Annotated in this window: 22 protein-coding genes; 11 read left to right on the top strand and 11 right to left on the bottom strand. The window is 67.9% G+C overall.

All coding sequences use genetic code 11. From position 1 onward, the window contains the following. The 4 genes from AC1DW3_RS26995 to AC1DW3_RS26980 form a co-directional block, all read right to left on the bottom strand. Positions 1 to 1,347, bottom strand: a 1,347-nt coding sequence (locus AC1DW3_RS26995) for a TolC family protein (protein WP_477936720.1), incomplete at its 3' end; no start/stop codon positions are given. Further along, a complete protein-coding gene (locus tag AC1DW3_RS26990; protein ID WP_477936718.1) occupies positions 1,344 to 1,598 on the bottom strand; it encodes a hypothetical protein in 255 nt (84 codons plus the stop codon). The genes AC1DW3_RS26990 and AC1DW3_RS26995, both read right to left, overlap by 4 nt. Positions 1,599 to 1,680: 82 nt before the next feature. Continuing rightward, the gene (locus AC1DW3_RS26985; RefSeq protein ID WP_477936716.1) at positions 1,681 to 2,016 is read right to left on the bottom strand and encodes a hypothetical protein; all 336 of its coding nucleotides are present in this window, start codon (positions 2,014 to 2,016) and stop codon (positions 1,681 to 1,683) included. Positions 2,017 to 2,026: 10 nt separating this feature from the next. Beyond that, positions 2,027 to 2,881, bottom strand: coding sequence for a cupin domain-containing protein (locus AC1DW3_RS26980; RefSeq protein WP_477936714.1), 855 nt, complete (start codon positions 2,879 to 2,881; stop codon positions 2,027 to 2,029). A 101-nt stretch (positions 2,882 to 2,982) separates the two neighbouring features. On the opposite strand from AC1DW3_RS26980, the gene AC1DW3_RS26975 reads away from it, so the two are divergent. Both AC1DW3_RS26975 and AC1DW3_RS26970 read left to right on the top strand, forming a co-directional pair. Further along, positions 2,983 to 3,531 carry a carboxymuconolactone decarboxylase family protein gene (locus AC1DW3_RS26975; RefSeq protein ID WP_477936712.1) on the top strand — a complete coding sequence of 183 codons (549 nt, stop codon included), beginning with the start codon at positions 2,983 to 2,985 and terminating at the stop codon, positions 3,529 to 3,531. Between the two features lie 22 nt (positions 3,532 to 3,553). Next, positions 3,554 to 4,258, top strand: coding sequence for a glutamine amidotransferase (locus AC1DW3_RS26970; RefSeq protein WP_477936710.1), 705 nt, complete (start codon positions 3,554 to 3,556; stop codon positions 4,256 to 4,258). Between the two features lie 117 nt (positions 4,259 to 4,375). On the opposite strand, the gene phaP is transcribed toward AC1DW3_RS26970, so the two are convergent. The 6 genes from phaP to AC1DW3_RS26940 form a co-directional block, all read right to left on the bottom strand. Beyond that, positions 4,376 to 4,765, bottom strand: coding sequence for a TIGR01841 family phasin (gene phaP, locus AC1DW3_RS26965; protein ID WP_477936708.1), 390 nt, complete (start codon positions 4,763 to 4,765; stop codon positions 4,376 to 4,378). A 181-nt stretch (positions 4,766 to 4,946) separates the two neighbouring features. Further along, the gene (gene acs / locus AC1DW3_RS26960; protein WP_477936706.1) at positions 4,947 to 6,923 is read right to left on the bottom strand and encodes an acetate--CoA ligase; all 1,977 of its coding nucleotides are present in this window, start codon (positions 6,921 to 6,923) and stop codon (positions 4,947 to 4,949) included. A gap of 16 nt (positions 6,924 to 6,939) precedes the next feature. Continuing rightward, a complete protein-coding gene (locus AC1DW3_RS26955) occupies positions 6,940 to 8,652 on the bottom strand; it encodes a cation acetate symporter (protein WP_477936704.1) in 1,713 nt (570 codons plus the stop codon). Next, positions 8,649 to 8,957, bottom strand: a complete 309-nt coding sequence (locus AC1DW3_RS26950) for a DUF485 domain-containing protein (RefSeq protein WP_477936702.1) — start codon at positions 8,955 to 8,957, stop codon at positions 8,649 to 8,651. The genes AC1DW3_RS26955 and AC1DW3_RS26950 overlap by 4 nt, the downstream gene beginning before the upstream one ends. A 140-nt stretch (positions 8,958 to 9,097) precedes the next feature. Continuing rightward, entirely contained in the window at positions 9,098 to 9,841 is a 744-nt protein-coding gene (locus tag AC1DW3_RS26945; protein WP_477936700.1) for a LuxR C-terminal-related transcriptional regulator, read from the bottom strand. A gap of 101 nt (positions 9,842 to 9,942) precedes the next feature. Further along, entirely contained in the window at positions 9,943 to 10,920 is a 978-nt protein-coding gene (locus tag AC1DW3_RS26940) for an NADPH:quinone oxidoreductase family protein (protein WP_477936698.1), read from the bottom strand. A gap of 92 nt (positions 10,921 to 11,012) precedes the next feature. Between AC1DW3_RS26940 and surE the strand changes: the two genes are divergently transcribed. The 6 genes from surE (at position 11,013) to AC1DW3_RS26910 (ending at position 17,623) form a co-directional block, all read left to right on the top strand. After that, entirely contained in the window at positions 11,013 to 11,756 is a 744-nt protein-coding gene (surE, locus tag AC1DW3_RS26935) for a 5'/3'-nucleotidase SurE (RefSeq protein WP_477936696.1), read from the top strand. Between the two features lie 4 nt (positions 11,757 to 11,760). Beyond that, complete coding sequence (locus AC1DW3_RS26930) at positions 11,761 to 12,564, top strand: protein-L-isoaspartate(D-aspartate) O-methyltransferase (RefSeq protein WP_477936694.1); 804 nt, start codon at positions 11,761 to 11,763, stop codon at positions 12,562 to 12,564. A gap of 63 nt (positions 12,565 to 12,627) precedes the next feature. Further along, the gene (locus AC1DW3_RS26925) at positions 12,628 to 13,500 is read left to right on the top strand and encodes a peptidoglycan DD-metalloendopeptidase family protein (RefSeq protein WP_477936692.1); all 873 of its coding nucleotides are present in this window, start codon (positions 12,628 to 12,630) and stop codon (positions 13,498 to 13,500) included. 47 nt (positions 13,501 to 13,547) lie between these two features. Continuing rightward, positions 13,548 to 14,555, top strand: coding sequence for an RNA polymerase sigma factor RpoS (gene rpoS, locus AC1DW3_RS26920; RefSeq protein ID WP_477936690.1), 1,008 nt, complete (start codon positions 13,548 to 13,550; stop codon positions 14,553 to 14,555). 30 nt (positions 14,556 to 14,585) lie between these two features. After that, positions 14,586 to 15,941: a 23S rRNA (uracil(1939)-C(5))-methyltransferase RlmD gene (gene rlmD, locus AC1DW3_RS26915; RefSeq protein ID WP_477936688.1), complete on the top strand. Its 1,356-nt coding sequence runs from the start codon at positions 14,586 to 14,588 to the stop codon at positions 15,939 to 15,941. Positions 15,942 to 16,108: 167 nt separating this feature from the next. Continuing rightward, positions 16,109 to 17,623 (top strand): glycoside hydrolase family 5 protein, encoded by a 1,515-nt coding sequence (locus AC1DW3_RS26910; RefSeq protein ID WP_477936686.1) that lies wholly within the window; start codon positions 16,109 to 16,111, stop codon positions 17,621 to 17,623. Between the two features lie 64 nt (positions 17,624 to 17,687). On the opposite strand, the gene AC1DW3_RS26905 is transcribed toward AC1DW3_RS26910, so the two are convergent. Beyond that, complete coding sequence (locus tag AC1DW3_RS26905) at positions 17,688 to 18,377, bottom strand: Bax inhibitor-1/YccA family protein (RefSeq protein WP_477936684.1); 690 nt, start codon at positions 18,375 to 18,377, stop codon at positions 17,688 to 17,690. An 88-nt stretch (positions 18,378 to 18,465) separates the two neighbouring features. On the opposite strand from AC1DW3_RS26905, the gene AC1DW3_RS26900 reads away from it, so the two are divergent. The 3 genes from AC1DW3_RS26900 to leuE all read left to right on the top strand — a co-directional run bounded on the left by AC1DW3_RS26900 (position 18,466) and on the right by leuE (position 20,877). Continuing rightward, positions 18,466 to 18,867, top strand: a complete 402-nt coding sequence (locus AC1DW3_RS26900) for a GlcG/HbpS family heme-binding protein (protein WP_477936682.1) — start codon at positions 18,466 to 18,468, stop codon at positions 18,865 to 18,867. 157 nt (positions 18,868 to 19,024) lie between these two features. Continuing rightward, positions 19,025 to 20,221 (top strand): glutamine-hydrolyzing carbamoyl-phosphate synthase small subunit, encoded by a 1,197-nt coding sequence (carA, locus tag AC1DW3_RS26895; RefSeq protein WP_477936680.1) that lies wholly within the window; start codon positions 19,025 to 19,027, stop codon positions 20,219 to 20,221. A 14-nt stretch (positions 20,222 to 20,235) separates the two neighbouring features. Further along, on the top strand, positions 20,236 to 20,877 hold the full coding sequence (leuE, locus tag AC1DW3_RS26890) for a leucine efflux protein LeuE (protein ID WP_477936678.1): 642 nt from the start codon (positions 20,236 to 20,238) through the stop codon (positions 20,875 to 20,877). Positions 20,878 to 20,882: the final 5 nt, after the last annotated feature.

Genomic DNA, 20,882 nt, shown 5'->3' with positions numbered 1-20,882 from the left:
GGCGGGAGCGGCGCCGGCCTCGGGCAGGGCGGGGGTGGTGCGGCCCAGCAGGGCCTGGTCCAGGTCTGCCTGTGCCAGCCAGAAGTCGCGCAGCGCGTCCTGTGTGGCGCTGACGGCGGCGACCTGGGCGCGGGCGTCGGCCAGCAGTTCGAAGACGCCGATCAGCATGCCGTTGTAGCGCAGCAGCTGCTCATCGGAGATGCGCCGGGCCAGGGGCAGCATCTCGTCGCGGTGGTGGCGCGCGATGTCGAAGGCGCTGCGGTAGAGGCCATAGGCCTCGCGCACCTCGGAGCGCGCGCGGATGGCCGTGTCGGCGGCCTCGTGCGCAGCCAGGTTGGCGAGGGCGTCGGCGCGCGGCAGCGGGCCTGGGCCGAACAGCGGCAGCTCCAGCGCGATCTCCCAGCCGCGCTGCGTCGGTGCCTGGTTGGCCGAGTTGTGCAGCGTGCCCAGCTCCAGCATGCTGACCCAGCGCGTCGTGCGCGCCAGGTCCAGCTGGCGGCCGGCCTGCTCCAGCGTCAGGCGGGCGGCCTGCACATCCAGGCGTTGCGCCAGGGCCAGGGCTTCGACATCGGGTTGCTCGCGGGCGGCGGCGGGCAGCTCGGGCAGGCGCTCGGGCAGGCGCAGCGTGGCCGCGTCCTGGCCCCAGAGTCCCAGCAGGCGCAGCAGGCGCTCGCGCGTCGCCAGCCGCTGCGCCTCGGCGCGCGCCAGGGCCAGGCGCGCTTCTGCCGCGAAGCCCTGTTCGCGCGCCCGCGCCAGCGCATTGAAGTTGCCGACGGCCTGCATGCGACGGGCCAGCTCGGCGCCGGCCTCGGCGGCCTCGACGACCTGCTGGCGATAGGCCAGCGTCTCCTCGGCCGCGACGGCGCGCACCCAGGCGCGGCGAGCATCGGCGGCCAGGGCCAGCACATCGCCGGCGGCCTGGCGCTGCTCGGCCTGCAGGCGGCGCTGCTCGGCCTGGCGCAGCAGCGGCAGGGTCAGCAGGCGGGCCAGGTCGACATGCCAGCCGCGCTCCAGCTCGATCTCGTCGCCGCGCGTCAGCCGGCTGAAGCGAAAGCCCGGGTTGGGCAGGCGCCCGGCTTCGGCGACCTCGGCGGCCGTCACACCCAGGCGCGCCAGCCGGGCTTGCAGGCCCCGGCTGTTCTTCAGCGCGAGCTGCACGGCATCGTCGGCCGACAGCGGCTCGCGCAGGGCGTCGGCAAGCTGCTGGGCCGTCAACGCCTCCAGCGCCAGGGGCTGGCCGGTATGGGCCTGGGTCAGGCGGTTGACCTCGGCAAGGTTGGCGCCCGGATCCACGCTGGCGCAGCCGCCCAGCGCGAGGGCGGCGCCCAGCACGACAAGGCTTCTCATCGCGTCGCCTCCGGCGGCAAGGCCTCGCGCGCATAGCTGCGCCAGCCACCGACGCGGGCGACGCGCTCGTTGGCGGCGCGCCAGTCGGCGGGCGGCGGGTCGTCTGCGGGCCTGGGTTGGGCGACGCTGCGGTGAATGATGGGCGGCACGGAGGCGCGCGCGTCGCTGGGGTCGGGACGGGGCTGGGCGGTGGCGCTCAGCGCCAGCGTGGCGCCGGACAGCAGCGCCAACAGGGCAGGGGTGCAAGACATGCAAGCCTCTCGGGCAGGACGACAACCAGGCCCGCCGGCCCTCAAGGCATCGAGGGCGGCGGGAACTGCGGGGCAGAGAGGCTCAGGCCCGGGGAGGCGGGTCGGGCAGGGGCGGCACGATGCTGGCCCAGGCTTCGGCCGGCGCCTGCGCGACGCGGGCCGCCGGCGTCGCAGCTGCGGTGTCCAGCGTCAGCACCGGGGGCGGTGCGGCGGCGAGGCAACAGGGGGCGCAGAGCTTGCAAGGCTTGGCGTGGTCGTGCGACTCGCCATGGCCTGCATGGTGCTCGTGGCCCATGTGCTGCTGCTGCTGAGTCACCGGCGGAGGCTCGCAGCCCAACTGGCCGGCCGCAAGCAGGCTGCGCAAGGGCAGCAGCACGAGCAGCAGGCAGAGGACGAGGAAGCGGCCGGGGCGACGCATGGGCGGCACTTTAACCGGCCTGCTGCAGCCAGGCCCGCGGCGACAGGCCGGCGTGACGCTGCGCGAACAGGCGGCTCAGCGCCGAGGCGTTGGCATAGCCCAGCTCCGCCGCCAGCGCCTTCAAGGGCTTGCCGGCACGCAGTTCGGCGCGGGCGATGGCCAGCCGCCAATCGGCCAGGTAGTCCGCCGGCGTCTGCCCCAGCGCATCGCGGAAGGCCTCGGCGAAGCGGCTGCGCGACATGCCTGCCGCCTGCGCCATGCCTGCCAGGCTCCAGGCCTCGCCGGGGCGGGCATGCAGGGCGGTGAGCGCGCGGGCCAGGCGTGGGTCGGCCAGGCCGCGCATCAGGCCCAGCGGCAGCGGCGCGTCGCGCTGGTCCAGCATCCAGCGCAGCAGTTGCAGCAGCAGCACCTCGAAGAGCCGGTCCGCCAGCAGGCGCTGGCCGCAGCGCACGCGCTCGGCCTCGCCGAACAGCAGTGTCAGCGTCGCGGTGATGCCCTCCACGCCGGCCAGCGGCAGCACCACCAGCGGCGGCAGCGCCTGCACGAGGGGATGGCCGGCCTCGAAGTCCAGCGTCGCGCAGACGAAGTCCGAGCCTTCGGCCGGCGCGTTGTGGAAGTCGTGCGCCAGCGGCCGCGGGTAGAAGACCAGGCTGGGCTCGCGGACCCACAGATGCTCGACGAGACCGGTCGCGGCGGCATGCCTGACCTCCATCTCGCCGTTGCGCATCACATGCAGGAAGCCGCGGCCGGGGCGGGCGTCGAAATGCGTCACGCCGCACAGCGGGCCGGCATGGAAGAGGCTGGCCCGCACGCGAAAGCGCTCGAACAGCGGGCTGAGCCGGTCCAGCGGTGGGGCCTCGGTCATCGGGACGATTGGGTTGATATATCGGACTGGATGATACCTATCGTCTTTTGAAAGGCGAGACAGTGGAGGCCTTCATCCACTGCAACTGAAAGCTGACCTTCATGAACTCCCGCCTTCCCCTCGTCTCCGCCACCGACACCCCTGCGGCCAGCCGCGCGACGCTCGACGCCGTCCATGGCGCTTTCGGCGCGACGCCGAACATGTTCCGCGCCGTCGCCAACTCGCCGGCCGCGCTGCAGGCCCTGTGGGGCTTTTTCGGCGCGCTGGGCGGTGGCAGCATTCCCGCCAAGCTCGGCGAGCAGATCGCCGTTGCCGTGGCTGATCGCAATGCCTGCGAATACTGCCTGGCCGCCCACACGGCCCTGGGCCGCAAGGCCGGTGCGACGCCCGCCGAGATGAGCGCGGCGCAGGCCGGTGAATCGGCAGACCCGGCGACGGCCGCGGCGTTGCGCTTTGCGCTCCAACTCGTCGAGCGGCGCGGCCAGGTGGATGACGCCGACGTCGCGGCGCTGCGAGCGGCAGGCTTCAACGACGGCCAGATCGTCGAGATCCTGGCGCACGTCGCGCTGAATCTGTTCACCAACTATGTGAACGTCGCGTTCGCCGTGCCGGTGGATTTCCCCGGCGTGAAGCTGCGCTCGGCAATGTGACCGGGAGGCGATGATGGCGCCGATGAAAACCGCTCTCGCCCTGCGCCATCTCGCCTTCGAAGATCTCGGCCTCATCGAGCCCGTGCTGAAGGCGCGGGGATTCGAGGTCCGCTATCACGAGGTCGGCGTCGACGACGTCGGCGCCATCGACCTCGATGCGGTCGACCTGCTCGTCGTGCTCGGCGGGCCGATCAGCGTCGAGGACGAGGAGCGCTTTCCGTGGCTGATCGACGAGGTCGCCCTGATCCGCCAACGGCTGGACGCCGAACGGCCGCTGCTCGGTATCTGCCTCGGCGCGCAGCTGATGGCGCGGGCGCTGGGTGCACGGGTGAAACCGATGGGCGTCAAGGAGATCGGCTTTGCGCCGCTGATATTGACGGCGGCAGGGCAGGGCACGGCACTGGCCGAGCTGGGCGGCCAGCCCCTGCTGCATTGGCATGGCGACCAGTTCGAATTGCCGGCCGGCATGACGTCACTGGCCGCGACGGCCACCTGCCCTCACCAGGCGTTCGCGCCGCATGACAAGGCGCTGGGGCTGCAGTTCCACCCGGAGGTGGCACCCGAGCGCTTCGAGCAATGGCTGATCGGCCACATCGACGAGCTGGAGCGCGCCGGCATTGATCCGGTTGAGCTGCGCGCCGCGATGGCATGTGAGGCCGAAGGCCTGAAAGCCGCGCTGATGCGGCTGATGACGCGCTGGTTGGACCAGACCCTGACCCCTGGCTGAGTCAGAGCCGCTCAAACACCGCTGCCGCCTCCCAAGCCGTAGTCGCAGTCGCCCAGCAGGATGGCCTGCGCGGTCTCGCGGAACGTGCCGCCCCCAGCACCACCACATCGCGCTGGCTCATGACTTCCCCTGCTTGGCAGCACGCTGCGTGATGTGGGACAAGGCCTCGGTCTGGGCCTGCCGCGCCATGTCGGCGAGCTCCTTCATGTCGGCCAGCGTCTTCTCGAAGGCCTGGCGCATGACCTCTCCCTGCTTGGCCGGGTCGGGAAGCCCGCCGCTGAGCATGCCCTGGGCGGCGGCCTGCATGCCTTGCATCGCCTCGGTCATCATGGCCGTCTGCTTGGCCGCCAGGGCCTGCATCGACGCCAGGACGGCCTGGTTGGCTTCGGTCAGTGCCTCGATGTCCTTGCGGCGCGCCTCGACGATGGCGGACATGTCGACGCCGGGCATCTTGAATTGCTCCATCATCTTGGTCACGTCACCAAAGGGATTGGTCTGATTCGCCATGATCTGTCTCCAGGTTGATAGGTTCAGCTCGTGGGCCCGGTCAGGAAGCCTGACCCAACTGCTCAAGGATGGCCGGGTTCTGTGATCACCCACATCGCTGCGCGATATGAGTGACCCCCAACCCGGCTCCGCCGCTGACGCGGCGCAAGCCCTCTTCGCTGGCTTGCCTTGAGCCGCCGGGTCAGGAAGCCTGACCCAACTGCTCAAGGATGGCCGGGTTCTCCAGCGTCGAGGTGTCCTGGGTGATCGTCTCGCCCTTGGCGAGGGAACGCAACAGGCGGCGCATGATCTTGCCGCTGCGGGTCTTCGGCAGGTTGTCACCGAAGCGGATTTCCTTGGGCTTGGCGATCGGCCCGATCTCCTTGGCGACCCAATTGCGCAGTTCGGTGGCGATCTTCAGCGCTTCGGCGCCGGTTGGCCGCGCCCCTTTCAGCACGACGAAGGCGCAGATGGATTCGCCCGTGGTGTCGTCGGGCCGGCCCACCACGGCGGCCTCGGCCACCAGATGGGTGCATGACACCAGCGCCGACTCGATCTCCATCGTGCCCATGCGGTGACCGCTGACATTGAGCACGTCGTCGATGCGACCGCCGATGGTGAAGTAGCCGGTCTGAGCGTCGCGCGTGGCGCCATCGCCAGCCAGGTAGTAGCCGCGCAACTCGGCTGGGAAATAGCTGGAGTGGTAGCGCGCTTCGTCGCCCCAGATCGTACGGATCATGGCCGGCCAGGGTTTCTTGATGACGAGCAGCCCGCTCTCGCCGTTGGGCAGGTCGCCGCCGGTTTCATCGACGATCGCGGCCATGATGCCCGGGAAGGGCAGGGTGCAGGACCCCGGCACCAGCGCGGTGGCACCGGGCAGCGGCGTGATCATCTGGGCACCGGTCTCCGTCTGCCACCAGGTGTCGACGATCGGGCAACGCCCGCCGCCGATGTGCTGGTGGTACCAGGCCCAGGCCGCCGGGTTGATGGGCTCGCCCACCGAGCCGAGGATGCGCAGGCTCTTCAGGTCGAAGCGATCCGGATGCACGGCGGCGTTGCTTTCCGCGGCCTTGATCAGCGAGCGGATGGCGGTGGGCGCGGTGTAGAAGACCGAGACCTTGTGGTCCTGGATCATCTTCCAGAAGCGGCCGGCGTCGGGGTAGGTCGGCACGCCCTCGAACATCACCTGGGTCGCGCCGACGGCCAGCGGGCCGTAGGCGATATAGGTGTGGCCGGTGACCCAGCCGATGTCGGCCGTGCACCAGAAGACATCGGCGTCGTGCAGGTCGAAGGTCCACTTCGTCGTGACCGCCGCCTGCACCAGATAGCCGCCGGAGCAATGCTGCACGCCCTTGGGCTTGCCGGTGGACCCCGACGTGTAGAGCAGGAAGAGCGGGTGCTCGGCGGCTACCCATTCGGGCTCGCAGCTGTCGGCCTGGGCGGCGGTGAGCTCGTGCATCCAGTGGTCGCGTGTCGTCCACTCGATCGCGCCGCCGGTGCGCCGGTAGACGATCACGTGGCGCACGGCTTCGCAGCCGTCCAGCGCCAGCGCCTCATCGACGATGGCCTTCAGCGGCAGTGCCTTGCCACCGCGCAGTTGCTGGTCGGCGGTGATGACGGCGACCGCGCGGGTGTCGGCGATGCGATCGCGCAGCGAAGCGGCCGAGAAGCCACCGAACACCACCGTGTGGACCGCGCCGAGCCGCGCACAGGCCTGCATGGCCACCACGCCTTCGACCGACATCGCCATGTAGATGACGACCCGGTCGCCCTTCTTCACGCCCAGCGACTTCAGGGCGTTGGCCATGCGACAGGTCTGCGCCAGCAGCTCGGCGTAGGTGGTGCGCGTGACCAGGCCGTTGTCGGCTTCAAAGATGATTGCCGTCTTGTCCCCCAGGCCGACTGAGACCTGGGCGTCCAGGCAGTTGTGCGAGACGTTCAGCGTGCCGTCCTCGAACCACTTGAAGTGCGGCGCCTCGGCACTGTTCAGCACCTTCGTGAAAGGCTGCTTCCACCGGACGAACTCGCGCGCGAGCCGGGCCCAGTAGCCCTCGTAGTCGGCGTTGGCTTCGGCCGCCAGCAGGTCGTAGGACGCGCGGCCGGCCACATGCGCCATGGAGGCCAGGGCCAACGGAGGCGCGTACAGCGTCAGGTCTTCGGCGTTGCTGGTCTCGCTCATGGGGTTTCCTTGGTCATCAATGCCCGGACGCTCCCGAGGCGCCGATGCCGGTTTCGGAGCGAACCTGCTGAGCCTCGAAACCTGCGCGGTCCTGGGCCGCCCGCGGGCTGCGGTCGAGGATGGAGAACAGCCAGATGCCGACGAAACCGATCGTCATCGAGAACAGCGCCGGCGACGCGTAGGGGAACAGGGCCGATCCCTTGGGGTTGCCGAGCGTCACCTCCCACACGGCTGGCGACACCAGCGTCAACAGCACGGAGGACACCAGGCCCAGGAAGCCGCCGATCACCGCGCCCCGGGTCGTGCAGTCCTTCCACAGCACCGACATCAGCAGCACCGGGAAATTGGCTGACGCGGCGATCGCGAACGCGAGACTCACCATGAAGGCGATGTTCTGCTTCTCGAACACGATGCCCAACAGCACCGCGACGATGCCGAGGGCGACCGTCGTGATCTTCGAGACGCGCAGCTCCGACGCGCTGTCGGCATTGCCGTGCTTCCACACCGTGGCGTACAGGTCGTGCGACACGGCGGATGCGCCCGACAGCGTCAGCCCGGCCACCACCGCCAGGATGGTCGCGAAGGCCACCGCCGAGATGAAGCCGAGGAAGACATTGCCGCCCACCGCGTTGGCCAGGTGGATGGCCGCCATGTTGCCGCCGCCGAGCAGGCCACCCTTGGCGTCGAGGAATTCCGGGTTCGTCAGCACGAAGCTGATCGCGCCGAACCCGATGATGAAGGTGAGGATGTAGAAGTAGCCGATCCAGGTCGTGGCCCACAGCACCGACTTGCGCGCCTCCTTCGCATTGGGCACGGTGAAGAAGCGCATCAAGATGTGCGGCAGGCCGGCCGTGCCGAACATCAGGGCCATGCCGAAGCTGATGGCCGAGATCGGATCCTTGATGAAGCCGCCCGGGCCCATGATCGAGAAGCCCTGCGCAGCCGCATCGCCCGGCGATTTGCCGGCGGCTGCCGCGATGCCGGTCTTGATCTCGACCGACTTGGCAAACATCGCCTCGGGGCTGAAGCCGAAGCCGTAGAGCACCATGAAGGCCATGAAGCTGGCGCCTGCCAGCAGCAGGCCGGCCTTGATGATCTGGACCCAGGTGGTGGCCGTCATGCCGCCGAACAGCACGTAGACCATCATCAGTGCGCCGACGATGACGACGGCGATCCAGTACTCCAGCCCGAACAGCAGCTTGATCAACTGCCCCGCGCCGACCATCTGCGCGATCAGGTAGAAGGCCACGACCACCAGCGTGCCGGAGGCCGCAAAGACGCGCACCGGCGTCTGAGCAAAGCGGAACGCAGCCACGTCGGCGAAGGTGAATTTGCCGAGGTTGCGCAGCCGCTCGGCCAGCAGGAAGGTCACGACCGGCCAGCCGACAAGGAAGCCGATCGAATAGATCAGGCCGTCGAAGCCGCCCACCATCACCGCGGCGGAGATGCCGAGGAAGGACGCGGCCGACATGTAGTCGCCCGCGATGGCCAGGCCGTTCTGGAAGCCGGTGATGCCGCCGCCGGCGGTGTAGAAGTCGGCTGCCGACTTGGTCTTGGCCGCCGCCCATTTGGTGATGAACAGCGTGCCGACGACAAAGATCGCGAACATGCTGATCGCGGTCCAGTTGGTGGGCTGCTTCTCGGCCTGGCCGAGGTCGGCACCCGCCGCCAGGACCGCGCTACTCCCAACGACCAGCGCCAGCGTTGCCAGCAGGCGCGGCACGTTCATGCCAGGGCTCCCTTGGCGATCTGCGCGGTCAACGCATCGAACTCGCTGTTGGCGCGCCTCACGTAGATCGCGGTGATGGCCACCGTGAAGAGGATGATGCCCAGGCCGATCGGCATGCCGATGGTCGTGACGCCTGCACCCAGCCGGGTCGCGAGGAAGGGTTTGTCGAAGGCCACCAGCAGGATGAAGCCGTAGTACACGACCATCATCGCCAGCGTGAGCCACCAGCCAAAACGCGAGCGACTGGACTTCAGCAGTTGGTACCGTGGATCACGCGCAATGCGCGTCGTCAGGTCAGCTGGCATGACGAATGCAATCGTGTTGGCTCATGCCGGAGAGCCTGCGACATTCGTCCGTCGCTGTCCGTGCGCTTGCGAACAGTGTGTGCTGCCGTCAAACAAAAGGCCCCGGACTTGCCGGGGCCTTGAGGGGCACGAGTCGCTGGTTAGACCAGGCCCTGCTTTGACGCCAGCACCGCCGCTTCGGCGCGGCTGGAGACGTTGAGCTTCTTGTAGATGGACTTGATGTGGTCGTTGACGGTGAACCACTTGATGCCCATCAGGTTCGCGATCTCCTTGATCGTGAAGCCCTTGCTCAGATAGGTCAGCACTTCGCTCTCGCGGGGCGTCAGGCGCTCCCACTCGGGCGGTGGGTCCAGGGCCACGCCGCGGCTGTTGGCGAAGGGAGCGTGCGCGGTCGACAGCGTGCCGAAGCCCGAGTTCAGCGGCATGGTGCCGCTGTCGCTGGCGCCGGGGCGGAAATGCGACAGCAGGCGGCGCGCGATGGCCGGCGACAGTGGCGGCTGGCCGCGCACGATGCGCTGCAACTCCTCCACCAGCACCTCGAAGCGGTCTTCCTTCAGCAGATAGCCGTCAGCGCCGCACTGCAGGGCCGGGAAGAGGTGGTCGTCGTCCGAGTACAGCGTCGTGACGATCTTGATCGCCGACGAACCCGCCAGCTCGGTGAGGAACTCCATGCCGTTGCCGTCGGGCAGCTCCAGGTCGACGAGGATGAGCTTGAAGCCGATCTCCGGATTGCCGCCCGACAGCTTGGCCACCTGGCGGCGGGCGTTCTCGAGGTCACCCACTTCCGTGAGCTCCATCGCGTCGCTGAAGCTCTCTCGCACCACGCGGCAAAGAAAGCTGCGTGCAACGGGGTTGTCTTCGATGATGAGAACTTTGACGGTCATGGCGCGTGGGGACGGCTGTCGAATTCGACCGATGGGAATGTAGCGCACCGCCCCCTAGAAGCTTGGGTAGATCGTCCTTGCCCAAGCCCCCGGTTCAGGCTTCACGAATTGGTAAGAACTAACTTGCCGACGACTTCGCGGGCCGCCATGCGCGCGAAGGCAGCGGGCAATTCCTCCATGGGCAGCACGCGATCCAGCACCGGTTTGATCTTGCCGGCGGCATACCAGGCGGCCAGCTCGCCGAGCATGCGGGCGTTGTTTCCAGGCTCGCGCTTGGCGAATTCGCCCCAGAACACGCCGACCAGGGACGCCCCCTTCAGCAGGGCCAGGTTCAGCGGCAGCGCCGGGATCTGGCCTTGCGCGAAGCCGATGACGAGATAGCGGCCACGCCAGGCGATGGAACGGAAGGCGGCTTCGGCCAGATCGCCGCCGACCGGGTCGTAGATGATGTCGGGGCCCTTGCCCCCGGTCAGGGCCTTCAGCTCATCGCGCAGGTTCTGTGTCGCGTAGTTGATCGCGGCGTCGGCGCCCAGGCCCTTGCAGGCTTCACATTTGGCATCGCTGCCGGCGGCGGCGATGACGCGCGCGCCGGCGGCCTTGGCGATCTGGATGGCCGCCGTGCCCACGCCGCCGGCCGCGCCGAGGATGAGCACGGTCTCACCGGCTTTCAGCGCCGCGCGGTCCATCAGCGCGTGGTGGCTGGTGGCATAGGTGCAGATGAAGGCGGCCGCGTCCTCGAAGCTGAAGCCATCGGGTAGCGGCATGGCCAGCATGGCCGGGATGCAGACCTCGGTGGCGAAACCGCCCAGGCCGCCGAAGGCCGCGACGCGCTGGCCGACGGCGAAGCCCTTGACCCCTTCGCCCACCTCGGTGACGACGCCCGAGAACTCCGTGCCCGGCACAAAGGGCAGGGGCGGCTTCATCTGGTATTTGTTCTGCACGATGAGCAGGTCAGGAAAATTCAGGCTGGCGGCCTTGATCTGAACCCGGATCTGGCCCGCTGGCAGCGCAGTGGCTGGCAGTTCGCGCCATTGCAGCGCCTCGACGCCCACCGGGTTCTCGCAGAGCCATGCCTTCATCGTCGTCTCCTGATTTCGTGAATTCACGATGATAGGAATCAAGGTGGTTACACCCGGTCTCGCAGGTGACGCCCTCCCTACAATTGGCCCCCATGCGCATCCTGATTTCCAACGACGACGGTTACCTCGCGCCCGGCCTGGCGGCCCTGGTGAAAGCCTGTGAAGGCCTGGGCGAGATCGAGGTCATCGCCCCCGAACAGAACGCCAGCGGCACTTCCAACTCGCTGACGCTGAACCGCCCCCTCAACGTCTACCGCGCCGCCAACGGCTTCCGCTACGTCAGCGGCACGCCGTCCGACGGTGTTCACCTCGCCTTGACCGGCCTGCTGGGCTATCGGCCCGACCTGGTGCTGTCGGGCATCAACAACGGCGCCAACATGGGCGACGACACGCTGTACTCCGGCACCGTCGCCGCGGCCACCGAGGGTTATCTGTTCGGCATCCCGTCCATCGCCTTCTCGCAGTCCGAGAAGGGCTGGGTCGAGCTGGAGGCGGCGGCGCGCACGGCGCGCAGCGTCGTCGAGCAGGTGATCAAGGGCGGCCTGGGCCAGGGCTTTCTGCTGAACGTCAACATCCCCAACCGGGCCGACGCCGACCAACTGCCGCGCAAGATCACCCGGCTGGGCCGGCGCCATTCCAGCGAAGGCATCATCGAGCAGGTCAACCCGCGCGGCGAAACCATCTACTGGATTGGCCCGGCCGGTGACGCCCGCGATGCCGGCGAGGGCACGGATTTCCACGCCACCGCCAACGGCCAGGTGTCGATCACGCCGCTGCAGGTCGACCTCACCGAACATTCGGCTCTCGGCGCCTGGGCGCAGCGCCTGGGCCTGTGACGGCATGTCCACTCCCAAGCGCTTCCCTGCCAGCCTGAAGTCGGCCACGTCACCGCAGCGTGAGCTGCTGATGCCGCAGCGCCATCTGCACCAGGCCACGCGGGACGCAGCCCGGCTGGCGCGCCCCAGCGGTACGGGGCTGGACAGCGGCGCCGTGCGCCAGCGCATGGTCGACAGGCTGCGGGCCGAGGGCAAGTTCGACGAGCATGTGCTCGCTGCGATGGCCACCGTGCCGCGCCACGAGTTCGTCGACAGCGCGCTGGCCGCCCAGGCCTATGAGGACACGGCCCTGCCCATCGGCCATGGCCAGACCATCTCCAAGCCTTCGGTCGTTGCCCACATGCTGGGCCTGCTGATGGCCGGCGCCGGAGCGCGCCAACGCGGGTCGCTGGGCCGGGTGCTGGAAATCGGCACGGGCTGCGGCTACCAGGCCGCCGTCATCGCGTTGCTGGCGCGGCAGCTGACGTCCATCGAGCGCCTGCAGGGCCTGCATGACAAGGCCAAGCTCAATCTGCAGCGCGTCGGCCTGCCGCGCGTGCCGCGCCTCATCTGGGGCGACGGCCGCCTCGGCCACGCGGCCAGCGGCCCCTTCGACTGCATCATCGCGGCGGCCGGCGGCGAGGACATTCCCGCCGCCTGGACCGAGCAACTGGCACCCGGCGGGCGCCTCATCGCCCCGACGGCGGCCAGCGGCCGGGGCCAGGTGCTGGTCGTGCTGGATCACCTTGTCGAAGCGGGCGTCAGCCGCTGGGCGCGCAGCGAGCATGAGGCCGTGCTCTTCGTCCCCCTAAAATCCGGCGTCCTCTGACTGGGCCGTCGGCGCACCGCGCCACACAATCGGGTCGGCCTTCCAACGTGCTCTAGCCACACGATGCCCTCAAGCCTGCGCCTTTTATTCACTGCCATCACCACCTCGCTGCTGCTGAGCGCCTGCGGCGTCACGCCGCGTCACCCCGCGCCGGTCGAGGACCGCAATCCCCAGCCGGCCACGGCCGCCGTGGCGCCGGCCGCACCCGCATCGGCAGCGTCCGCACCCGAGGTCAAGCCGCCGCTGCCGGGCGCCGAGAACGCGRGCAAGGCTGGCTACTACACCGTCAAGCCGGGTGATGCGCTGATCCGCATCGCGCTGGACAACGGCCAGAGCTGGCGCGATGTGGCCAAGTGGAACAACCTTGAGAACCCCAACCGCATCGAGGTCGGGCAGGTGCTGCGCGTCGTGCCGCCGGGCGTCGACGCCAATGCCGTGACGTCCAAGCCCATTGCGGGTGCGGGCAAGGTCGAATCTCGCCCGCTGGACGCCAAGCCGCCCGTCGCCGCCGCGAGCGCGCCACCGGCCACGCCGACGACTTCGCCCACGCCGGCCGCATCGGAAGACGACAGCATGGCCTGGGGCTGGCCGGTCAGCCAATCCATCAGCGCCGGTTTCGACGAGCAGCGCAACAAGGGCCTGGACTTTGCAGGCAAACCGGGTGACCCGGTGCTGGCTGTCGCCGATGGTCGCGTTGTTTACGCTGGTTCGGGGTTGCGCGGCTACGGCAACTTGGTCATCATCAAGCACAACAGCACCTACCTGACGGCGTATGCCCACAACCGGGCGATGCTGGTCGAGCAGGACCAAGTCGTACGCAAAGGTCAGAGGATTGCCGAGATGGGTTCCACCGAGAGTGACACCGTCAAGTTGCACTTTGAAGTGCGCAAGCTCGGCAAGCCTGTCGATCCGGCCAAGTTGCTGCCGGCGCGCTGAGAAGCGCCGGCTAGCGAACGCCGATGCACCGGGCCAGCGACCACGTCATGAAACGCGCTGCGCCCAAACTCAACGGTCACGGCAGCAATGGCGGCGAGCCCGCCATCATGTTGTCGGCGATGAACGGCGGCGGCGATGCCGAGCCGGCCGCCGAGAGTGGTGCCGAAGAGGGCCAGGCGCCGCGCAACGGGGGTGAAGAGGTTGAACTCGGCAACGCGCTGCAGGCCTATCTGCGCGACATCCGCCGCACGCCGCTGCTGACGCCGCAACAGGAGTTCGACACGGCCCAGGCGGCGCGGGCGGGTGATTTCGATGCCCGCCAGGCCATGATCGAGCACAACCTGCGCCTGGTCGTCAGCATCGCCAAGAACTACCTCGGCCGCGGCCTGCCGATGAGCGATCTCATCGAAGAAGGCAACCTCGGCCTGATGCATGCCATCAGCAAGTTCGAGCCCGAACGGGGCTTCCGCTTCTCGACCTATTCGAGCTGGTGGATACGCCAGAGCATCGAGCGCGCGCTGATGCATCAGGCCCGCCTCGTGCGGCTGCCGGTGCACATCGTGCGCGAGCTCAACCAGGTGCTGAAGGCTCGCCGCGCGCTCGAGGCGCTGCAGAGTGCCAACGGCTCCGAAGGCCGCGTGCGTGCCGAGGACGTCGCCCAGGCCCTGGGCCGCCCGGTCGACGAGGTGGCCGAGCTGCTGGCCTATGCCGAACTGCCGAGCTCGCTGGATTCGCCGGTGGACCGCAATGGCGAGGGCGGCGAGTCCATGCTCGACCTCGTCGCCGACGATCAGGCCATCGACCCGATGGGCCTGCGCCTGTCGCATGAGGTCGAGGAACTGCTGCAGCACGGCTTGGCCAGCCTCAACGACCGCGAGCGCGAAGTGCTGTCGGGCCGCTACGGCCTGTCGGACCGCGAGCCCGAGACGCTCGACGTGCTGGCGATCCGTCTGAAGCTCACGCGCGAGCGCATCCGCCAGATCCAGATCGAGGCGCTGGCCAAGTTGAAGCGCAACATGATGCGTCACGGGGTAGATCGGGACTCGATCTTCTGACCATTGGTGCGAGCCTCGGATAATCCGGGGATGACTCAAACAACAACGGATTGGCTCAAGGTCGAGAGCATCGAACTTGAGGCGCAGGGCGTGGCGCACAACGCCGAGGGCAAGGTGGTCTTCATCGACGGCGCCTTGCCGGGCGAGATCGTGAAGGCGCAGATCTCGCGCCGCAAGAACAACTGGGAGCAGGGCCAGCTCACCGAGATCAAGAAGGAAAGCCCGCTGCGCGTGACGCCGGGCTGCCCGCATTTCGGCCTGCATGCGGGCGCCTGCGGTGGTTGCAAGATGCAACATCTGCAGGCCGGTGCCCAGGTCGCCGTCAAGCAGCGCGTGGTGGAAGACCAGCTCTGGCATCTCGGCAAGGTCAAGCCCGAAGTGCTGCTGCGGCCCATCGAAGGACCAACCTGGGGCTACCGCTACCGCGCCCGCTTCTCGGTGCGCTATGTGCAGAAGAAGGGCGTCGTGCTGATCGGCTTCCACGAGCGCAAGAGCCGCTATGTGGCCGACATGCAGGTCTGCAAGGTCGTGCCCAAGGTGGTCAGCGACCTGCTGATGCCGATGCGCGAGCTGATCATGGCCATGGCCGAGCGCGACCGCCTGCCGCAGATCGAGCTGGCCATGGGCGACGAGGTCATCGCGCTGGTGCTGCGCCACCTGAACCCGCTGCCTGACGGCGACATCGCGCTGCTGCGCGAGTTCGCCGCCAAACACTGCGTGCAGTGGTGGCTGCAGCCCAAGGGGCCGGACACGGTCAAGCTGCTCGACGAAGGCGGCCCGCAGCTGGCCTACCGTCTGCCCGAGTTCGGCGTGACCATGCCTTTCAAGCCGACGGATTTCACCCAGGTCAATCCGCACATCAACGCGACGCTGGTCGGCCGCGCGCTGCGCCTGCTGGCCGTGCAGCCGGACGAGCGCGTCATCGACTGGTTCTGCGGCCTGGGCAATTTCACGCTGCCGCTGGCGACGAAAGCGCGTGAGGTGCTGGGCATCGAGGGCAGCGAGACCCTGGTGCAGCGCTCGCGCGAGAACGCGGCCGCGAATGGCCTGGCGCACAAGACGAGTTTCGTCGCGCGCAATCTGTTCGAGATGACGCCCGAGCTGCTGGCCCTGGACGGCGTTGCCGACCGCTGGCTCATCGACCCACCGCGCGAAGGCGCCTTTGCGCTGGCCAAGGCGGTGGCCGACATCGCCCAGGACCCGTCGCTGGCACCCGGCTGGACGCCGCCCAAGCGCATGGTCTACGTCAGCTGCAACCCGGCAACGCTGGCGCGGGATGCCGGCCTGCTCGTCAATGTGGCGGGCTATCGCTGCACGGCGGCCAGCGCCGTCAACATGTTCCCGCACACGGCGCACGTCGAAAGCATCGCGGTCTTTGACCGCTGAAGCACTACCAGGTCGGCCTGTGGCGGCTCCGGCTCGCCACGGTTGAGTTGCGCCTGTCTCCGCGTAAGTCCGGGGTGTCGATTCCGGGTTGCTGGACAAAATAGATAAACATTGCTGTTTAGTGGTGTTTATCTATCCACAAGAATTCCGGAGACAAGAGGCTGGCCATGTTCATCCAATTCAAGTTCGCTCGACTCCTGGGTCTGGCCTGGCTGGCGCTAGGCCTGTCGGGGGCCGCCCAGGCGCAAGGGGATGGCGCCGCGATGCCGGCGGCGCTCAAGCGCGGCATCAACATCGTTGGCTACGACCCGATCTGGACCGAACCGGCCAAGGCGCGATTCCAGCCGCGGCATATGCAGGTCATCCGCGACGGCGGCTTCGACCACGTGCGCTTCAACCTGCACGCCTTCGCTCATATGGACGCGGAGAACCGCTTGTCAGCGGCGTGGTTCAAGCAGCTGGACGAGTTGGTGGACGCCGGCCTCAAGGCGGGCCTGCAGGTCATCCTGGATGAGCACAACTTCAACGAGTGCGCCAAGGCGACCGACATCGACCCTTGCCGAGCCCGGCTCAAGGCCTTCTGGCGTCAGGTCGCGGCGCGCTACAAGGGCTCGCCGGATGCGGTGATCTTCGAGATCCTGAACGAGCCCAACGGCGCGGCCGACGCGGTCTGGAACGACATGCTGGCCGAGAACCTGGCCATCATCCGCGAGTCCAACCCGACCCGGCGCGTCATCGTCGGCCCCAAGGGCTGGAACTCGATGGAGCATCTGGACAGCTTGCGCCTGCCCGAGTCCGACCGGCGCCTCATCGTCACCTTCCACTACTACACGCCGATGGAGTTCACGCACCAAGGTGCGAGCTGGACACCGCAGTTCCAGAAGATGTCCGGCGTGACCTGGGGCACCACGGCTGACCGGGAGAAGCTGCAGAAGGACCTGGACTTCGTCAAGACCTGGGCAGACAAGACCGGCCGGCCCATCCTGATGGGCGAGTTCGGTGCGCTGGAGAGCGCTGGCATGGCGCAGCGTGTGGGCTGGACGGCTGCCGTGGCCCGCGCGGCCGAGGCGCGCGGCTTTGCGTGGTCTTACTGGCAGTTCGACTCCGATTTCGTGCTGTGGGATATGAAGGCCGACGGCTGGGTCAAGCCCATCCATGGCGCCCTGGTGCCGGAGAAGGCTGGCGTGGCGGCACCTGCGGCCCGGGCGACGGACCCGGCGCTGGACTACCTGATCAATACCCCGCGCGTCACGGCCTGGTCGGTCTATGGCGACGGCCAGTCCACTGAGCAGGTGCCTTGCGCCGCGACCGGCAAGGTCTGCCTGCGTGTGGCCTTGGCCTCAAGCAAGCCCAACCCCTGGGACATTGGTGCCGTCGTGCCATTGCAAGGCAGCATCGCCAAGGGCGACAAGCTGCAAGTCATCGCCTGGGCTCGGCTGGACACCGAGGACGCCAAGGCCAAGGTCGTCGTACCCATGCTGCTGCAGGTCGGCGCGCCGCCCTATACGGCCGTGATCTCGGGCTCCGTGACGCTGACCAGCAAGCTGGAGCCCATCGCCATCGGCGGCGTGGCGGCCGACAGCTTTGCCGGCGGCACGGTCAACCTCGCGCTGCAGCTGGGCCAGATTGGCCAGCCCATCGTGCTCAGCGCGCCCTTTGTACTGAAGAATTACAAGCCCTAGTAAACCGTGACGCCCCAAGAGAAAAGGCGGCCGAGGCCGCCTTTTTCATTGGGCTGGAAAACGCTCAGTCGCGCTCGCCGCCGAAGATGCCCAGCAGGGACAGCAGGCTCTGGAACACGTTGTAGATGTCCAGGTAGATGGCCAGCGTGGCGCTGATGTAGTTGGTCTCGCCGCCATCGATGACGCGCTTGATGTCGTACAGCATGAAGGCCGAGAACACGCCCAACATCAGCACCAGGATGGTCAGCATCAGCGCTGAGGATTGCAGGAAGATGTTGGCGATGCAGGCCACGAACAGCACGACGGCGCCGACCGCCAGGAACTTGCCCATGGACGACAGGTCGCGCTTGATGACGGTGGCCAGCGTGGCCATCGTGAAGAAGACCGCTGCCGTGCCGCCGAAGGCCGTCATGACCAGGCTGGCGCCGTTGCGGTAACCCAGCACCTGGGCGATCAGTCGCGACAGCATCAAGCCCATGAAGAAGGTGAAGCCCAGCAGGGCCACGACGCCCGCGCTGCTGTTCTTGGTCTTCTCGATGACGAACATCAGGCCGAAGGCGCCGATGAAGAAGACCGCGGTGCTGATGCCGAAGCCCATCTTGGCCATGAAGCCGGTGGACACGCCGATCCAGGCGCCCAGCACCGTCGGCACCAGCGACAGGGCCAGCAGCCAGTAGGTGTTGCGCAGCACGCGCTGGCGGTCGACGGCCAGGCCGCCGGCGTAGCCATAGGAATTTTGCAGACTCTCGTTCATGACGATGCTCCGGGGACAAGTTAACCGCGGGAATTCTAGGCTCCCGCCAGGCCGCTACATTGGGGCCTATCCCTTGGAAAGCAAGACCATGAAACAGCAATCTCAACTCGAACTCGCCGACGTCAAACGCATCGCCGCCGCCGCGGAAGCCCATGCCCTCAGCAAGGGCTGGGCGGTATCCATCGCCATCGTCGACGCCGGCGGCCATCTGCTGTGGCTGCAGCGCCTGGATGGCGCCTCGCCCAGTTCGGCCCTGTTTGCACCCGCCAAGGCGCACACCTCGGCATTGGGCCGGCGTGAATCCAAGATCTACGAGGACATGATCAACGGCGGCCGTCAGTCCTTCCTCAGCGTGCCGGGCATGCACGGCCTGCTGGAGGGCGGCGTGCCCATCCTCGTCGACGGCCAGTGCGTGGGCGCGGTCGGCGTCAGTGGCGTCAAGTCCAGCGAAGACGCCGAAATCGCCAAGGCGGGCATCGCAGCGCTTTGAGGCGGTACTTTGCGGCGTCACGAAGCCGTCGCGAGGTGGTCACGAAGCCTCCGTACTAACCCCAGTCGGCTATACTCGATGGGTTTACCTGAACCCATCTGCTGCCCGGCGAAAACCTCCTCGGTTTCCTCAAATTGATCCGCTCTCGGGCGGGTTGATGCTGGGCACGCGCCCCACTTGCGGAGACTTTCTCGTGCTGGCTGACCTGCTCCATCCCCCTCAAGCAATCCTGGCTCTGGCGGATGGGACGGTGTTCCGAGGTCAGTCCATCGGCGCCGTGGGCCAGACCGTCGGCGAAGTGGTGTTCAACACCGCGCTGTCGGGCTACCAGGAAATCCTGACCGACCCCAGCTACTGCAAGCAGATCGTCACGCTGACGTATCCGCACATCGGCAGCTATGGCGTCAGCGACGAGGACGTCGAGGCCTCCAAGGTCTTCGCCGCCGGCCTCGTCATCAAGGACCTGCCGCTGCGCGCGTCCAACTTCCGCAGCGGCCGCACGTTGGACCAATACCTGCGTGACGAGGGCACCGTGGCTATCGCCGGCCTCGACACCCGCCGCCTGACCCGCGTGCTGCGCACCAAAGGCGCCCAGAACGGCTGCATCCTGGCGCTGACCGCCGGCGAAGCGCTGACGCAAGCCCATGTCGACACGGCAGTCGCCGCGGCCAAGGCTGCACCGTCGATGTCCGGCCTGGACCTGGCCAAGGTCGTCAGCCGCACCGAGAACGAAACCTGGACGCAGACCGAGTGGAAGCTCGGCAGCGGCTACGGTACGCAAACCAACCCGAAGTTCCACGTCGTCGCCTACGACTTCGGCGTCAAGCTCAACATCCTGCGCATGCTGGCCGAGCGCGGCTGCAAGGTCACCGTCGTGCCGGCTCAGACGCCCGCCAGCGCCGTGTTCGACCTGGAGCCGGACGGCGTCTTCCTGTCCAACGGCCCCGGCGACCCGGAGCCCTGCGACTACGCCATCAAGGCCACGGCCCAGTTGATCGAGTCCGGCATTCCCGTCTTCGGCATCTGCCTGGGCCACCAGATCCTGGCGCTGGCCAGCGGTGCCAAGACCTTCAAGATGAAGTTCGGCCACCACGGCGCCAACCACCCGGTCAAGGACCTGGACAGCGGCCGCGTCGGCATCACCAGCCAGAACCACGGCTTCGCGGTCGACCCCGACACGCTGCCGGCCAATCTGCGCGCCACGCACGTCAGCCTGTTCGATGGCACGCTGCAGGGCATCGCCCGCACCGACAAGCCGGCCTTCAGCTTCCAGGGCCACCCGGAAGCCAGCCCCGGCCCGCATGACATTGCCTATCTGTTCGACCGTTTCCTGTCCCTGATGAACAAGTCCTGAAGGAGGGCCTGCACATGTTCGGCATCACCGATCTCGGCACCTTCCTCGCGGCGGCGATCTTCATCATCCTGCTGCCCGGGCCCAATTCGATCTATGTGCTGTCCGTTGCGGCGCAGCGCGGCGTTCGCACCGGCTACGGCGCGGCCTGCGGCGTGTTCGTCGGCGACACGCTGCTGATGACGGCCGCCGCTGCTGGCGGCGCGTCGCTGCTGATGGCCAGCCCGCAGATCTTCTTCGTCGTGAAGATGGTCGGCGCGGTCTACCTCGGCTGGATCGGCATCCAGCTGCTGCGCGGCGCGCTGAGCACCTGGCGCGGTGATGCGAAGGCCGATGAGGCGCCGCGCGTCGTCGACGCCAGCCAGCCCTTCCGCAAGGCCCTGGTCGTCAGCCTGCTCAACCCCAAGGCCATCGCCTTCCTGCTGTCCTTCTTCATCCAGTTCGTCGACCCGGCCTATCCGCATCCGGCGCTGACCTTCCTGATCCTGGGTTCCATCATCCAGGTGTTGAGCTTCATCTATCTCTCGACGCTGATCTTCGCCGGCGCCCGCCTTGCAGCGGCCTTCCGTGCCCGCCGTCGTCTCTCTGGCGTCGCCAATGCCGGCGTCGGTGCACTTTTCGTTGGGTTCGGGGCCAAGCTGGCCACGGCCACGCTCTAAGAAGA

This window comes from Roseateles sp. P2_H4 (assembly GCF_056403315.1).
This window is presented reverse-complemented; position numbering and strand designations above follow the sequence as displayed.

Coding starts and splice junctions, on each gene's coding strand:
- AC1DW3_RS26990 (WP_477936718.1), bottom strand. CDS start 1,598: ATGTCTTGCACCCCTGCCCTGTTGGCGCTGCTGTCCGGCGCCACGCTG.
- AC1DW3_RS26985 (WP_477936716.1), bottom strand. CDS start 2,016: ATGCGTCGCCCCGGCCGCTTCCTCGTCCTCTGCCTGCTGCTCGTGCTG.
- AC1DW3_RS26980 (WP_477936714.1), bottom strand. CDS start 2,881: ATGACCGAGGCCCCACCGCTGGACCGGCTCAGCCCGCTGTTCGAGCGC.
- AC1DW3_RS26975 (WP_477936712.1), top strand. CDS start 2,983: ATGAACTCCCGCCTTCCCCTCGTCTCCGCCACCGACACCCCTGCGGCC.
- AC1DW3_RS26970 (WP_477936710.1), top strand. CDS start 3,554: ATGAAAACCGCTCTCGCCCTGCGCCATCTCGCCTTCGAAGATCTCGGC.
- phaP (WP_477936708.1), bottom strand. CDS start 4,765: ATGGCGAATCAGACCAATCCCTTTGGTGACGTGACCAAGATGATGGAG.
- acs (WP_477936706.1), bottom strand. CDS start 6,923: ATGAGCGAGACCAGCAACGCCGAAGACCTGACGCTGTACGCGCCTCCG.
- AC1DW3_RS26955 (WP_477936704.1), bottom strand. CDS start 8,652: ATGAACGTGCCGCGCCTGCTGGCAACGCTGGCGCTGGTCGTTGGGAGT.
- AC1DW3_RS26950 (WP_477936702.1), bottom strand. CDS start 8,957: ATGCCAGCTGACCTGACGACGCGCATTGCGCGTGATCCACGGTACCAA.
- AC1DW3_RS26945 (WP_477936700.1), bottom strand. CDS start 9,841: ATGACCGTCAAAGTTCTCATCATCGAAGACAACCCCGTTGCACGCAGC.
- AC1DW3_RS26940 (WP_477936698.1), bottom strand. CDS start 10,920: ATGAAGGCATGGCTCTGCGAGAACCCGGTGGGCGTCGAGGCGCTGCAA.
- surE (WP_477936696.1), top strand. CDS start 11,013: ATGCGCATCCTGATTTCCAACGACGACGGTTACCTCGCGCCCGGCCTG.
- AC1DW3_RS26930 (WP_477936694.1), top strand. CDS start 11,761: ATGTCCACTCCCAAGCGCTTCCCTGCCAGCCTGAAGTCGGCCACGTCA.
- rpoS (WP_477936690.1), top strand. CDS start 13,548: ATGAAACGCGCTGCGCCCAAACTCAACGGTCACGGCAGCAATGGCGGC.
- rlmD (WP_477936688.1), top strand. CDS start 14,586: ATGACTCAAACAACAACGGATTGGCTCAAGGTCGAGAGCATCGAACTT.
- AC1DW3_RS26910 (WP_477936686.1), top strand. CDS start 16,109: ATGTTCATCCAATTCAAGTTCGCTCGACTCCTGGGTCTGGCCTGGCTG.
- AC1DW3_RS26905 (WP_477936684.1), bottom strand. CDS start 18,377: ATGAACGAGAGTCTGCAAAATTCCTATGGCTACGCCGGCGGCCTGGCC.
- AC1DW3_RS26900 (WP_477936682.1), top strand. CDS start 18,466: ATGAAACAGCAATCTCAACTCGAACTCGCCGACGTCAAACGCATCGCC.
- carA (WP_477936680.1), top strand. CDS start 19,025: ATGCTGGGCACGCGCCCCACTTGCGGAGACTTTCTCGTGCTGGCTGAC.
- leuE (WP_477936678.1), top strand. CDS start 20,236: ATGTTCGGCATCACCGATCTCGGCACCTTCCTCGCGGCGGCGATCTTC.